Here is a 2691-nt window from a genome sequence, read left to right as displayed (position 1 = left end):
GGACAATGATGAGGGCTGCCCGTTTCATGTCGATCTCCGCTGCGGTTGAGACATTCAAAGCGGACGACCGAGTACTGTTCCTATTGCAGCCGCTGCTCGCGCGTGCCGGTCGCGATGGCAGGTTTTGCAGGTTTCCCGCATGAACGAGGTGCTTTTGATCCGTCCGGGCTCTGGGCGGCACGCTCGCTCTTACCTGCCCAGACTGAATGCGCGCCTCCGCGTGAGGGTCGGGTCTCTTCCGAGCGAAAAACACGGCGCGCGGAAAAACTCATTTCGCCAATCGTTTCAATCTGATCGAGCTTGCAGGCCTATTCCCCTGTTAAATTTTACTTTCGCTTTTTCAGAAAGTGTGTTTTGATGTGCGCATCCCGTCCCGGCGAGAGGGGCGTTTCGCGATCGTCACGACACGCGGGGTGGGATGCGGTGGACGCGACATGGCGTCGTATGCGTTTCGCATGCGGACGAGCGGCATGGCGCTGACGGCGAAGTCGTGTGGTCCTGGCCTCCCGGTGCTGAGGCTAAGGTCGTCGGATTTGATGAGTTCGACGGCCGACAGGGGCAAGAGAGCCGGTCCCTGGGGAGATCACGTATAAGCCGGGAAACCATCGCGCAGGGAATGCCGGATGATCCGGCTGATCCTGTGGTGACCGCCGCGTGCACTTTTTTCGCACGCGGGCCATGGGTGAGGCCTTCACCCGGCATTCCCTGCGCCCTCTCTGTTGGAGGGCGAACTAACAGACAGGACTCGGACGCGAAATGCGTTGCGGGAATGCTAGCGTTCGACTCTCGTCATGCGTCGCCATGCCGGAGCACCGACGCCGCCGCGGCCTCCCGGTTCGATCGCCGACGTCTTTGGAATACTGGATCGCGCGCTCTCCGGCCTCCGCGGACGATGGTGGCGGAAATCCATCACGACCGTCATTACGAGGAGCGAAGCGGAAGAAACAATCCAGGAGCCAAAGCAAGAGTCCGGATTACTGCGCGGAGCATGTCATCGGGCCGGGCGTTCGCGCGGACCCGTTGGCTCACAATGACGCGAGATCATGCGTAGGTTGAGAACGAAATCAAATCCCCAGCGCGTCCAGTGCGGCAACTACATCCGCCGAGGAGCGCACCTGCACGGCCTGCAAGCCACGCGCGCGGGCGCCCTCGATATTCGTAGGCAAATCGTCGAAGAACACGATGCGCTCCGCCGGCCTGCCGATCGCCTGCACGACGTGGTCGTAGGCTTCCGCATCGGGTTTGCGCAGGCCGATGCTGGAGGACAGGAAGATCTCGCGGAAATGGCTCAGCACTTCGGCGTAAGCCGCCGAGAAATGCGCGACATGCGCGCGGTTGGTGTTGGAGAAGGCGTAGAGCGGAAGATGCCTGGCGGCGCGCGCGAGCAGGGGTGCGATACCTTCGACTTCGCCGGCGAAGATCGCATTCCAGCCTTCCAGGAATTGATCATCAGTGATGGCGATGCCGAGGCTCTTGCGCAGATTGGCGAAGAACGCGGCGTCCTCGATCGTGCCCCGCTCGTGATCATGATAGGCCTCGTCCTGCACGTAGCGCGAGACGATGTCATCAGGCGCGCAGCCGGCGTGCCCGGCCCAGCAGGCCACCGCCTTGGAGAAGTCGACGTCGATCACGACGCGGCCGAGGTCGAACAGCAGCGCGTCAGCGCCGCCGGGCACAAGACGGGGCTCGCTCATGACAATACCGGCCTCCTGCTCATCCGCCCGAAGCGGCGCGCGCCATCAATAGCGGTACGGCTCGATGTCGACCAGCGGGAACGCGCTGAGCACGCTCGGGAGGTGGGTCGGGCTCGCCGGATGCAGATAGGAGCCGTCGAGCTCGGCGAACGAGGTGACGCCGAGCAGCCCGAGCGTGCGGACCACCTCATCCTCCAAGAGCTCGAGCATGCGGGTGACGCCGGTCTCGCCGGCGGCGGCCACGGCCCAGCATTGCAGGCGGCCGATGCCGACCAAATCGGCACCCGAGGCGATCGCCTTCACGATGTCGGTGCCGCGCGAGATGCTGCCATCGACCATGATCCTGGCACGGCCCTTCACCGCCTGCACGATCTCCGGCAGCACATGCATCGATCCGCGGCCGTGGTCGAGCTGGCGGCCGCCATGGTTGGAGACGTAGATCCAGTCGACGCCGTGATCGAGCGCGATCTGCGCATCCTCGGCGGTGGCGATGCCCTTGATGATCAGCGGGATCTTGAACTTGTCCTTGACCAGCTTGACGGTGCGCCAGCTGAGACCTTTTTGATGGTCGCCGCCGGTGGCGCGGATCCGGCTTTCCCGCACATAGCGCTTGGCGATGTCGCGCTCACGGCGGCTGTAATGGGCGGTGTCGACAGTGATGCAGAAGGCCGTATAGCGGTGCTCGATCGCGCAGCTGACATAGTCCTCGACGAACGCGTCATCGCCGCGGACATAGAGCTGGAACATGCGCATGCAATCGGGCGCGGCCTCCGCCGTCTTCTCCAGGCCGGGCTCGGAGACCGAGCTCAGCATGTGCGCGGCGCCGAATCGGCCGGCTCCCCGCGCCACGCTCGCGGCGCCCGCAGGATCGAAGATCTCGAGCGCGCCGACCGGGGCCATGAACACGGGCAGCCGCATCTTGCGGCCGAACCGCTCGACCGACGCATCGACCCTGGCGACGTTGCGCAGCACCCGCGGCCGGAACGCGATCTCGTCC

At 64.4% G+C, this 2691-nt stretch carries 2 protein-coding genes; both read right to left on the bottom strand.

The genetic code is table 11. The annotated features are described in order from the left end of the window. Positions 1–1064 precede the first annotated feature (1064 nt). Positions 1065–1694, bottom strand: coding sequence for an HAD family hydrolase (locus tag WA702_RS21755; protein ID WP_425112615.1), 630 nt, complete (start codon positions 1692–1694; stop codon positions 1065–1067). Positions 1695–1739: 45 nt separating this feature from the next. Then, on the bottom strand, positions 1740–2691 hold a 952-nt coding region (locus tag WA702_RS21750; RefSeq protein ID WP_425112614.1), incomplete at its 5' end, for an alpha-hydroxy acid oxidase.

The organism is Bradyrhizobium sp. (assembly GCF_049798375.1).
Taxonomy (GTDB): Bacteria; Pseudomonadota; Alphaproteobacteria; order Rhizobiales; family Xanthobacteraceae; genus Bradyrhizobium.
This window is presented reverse-complemented; position numbering and strand designations above follow the sequence as displayed.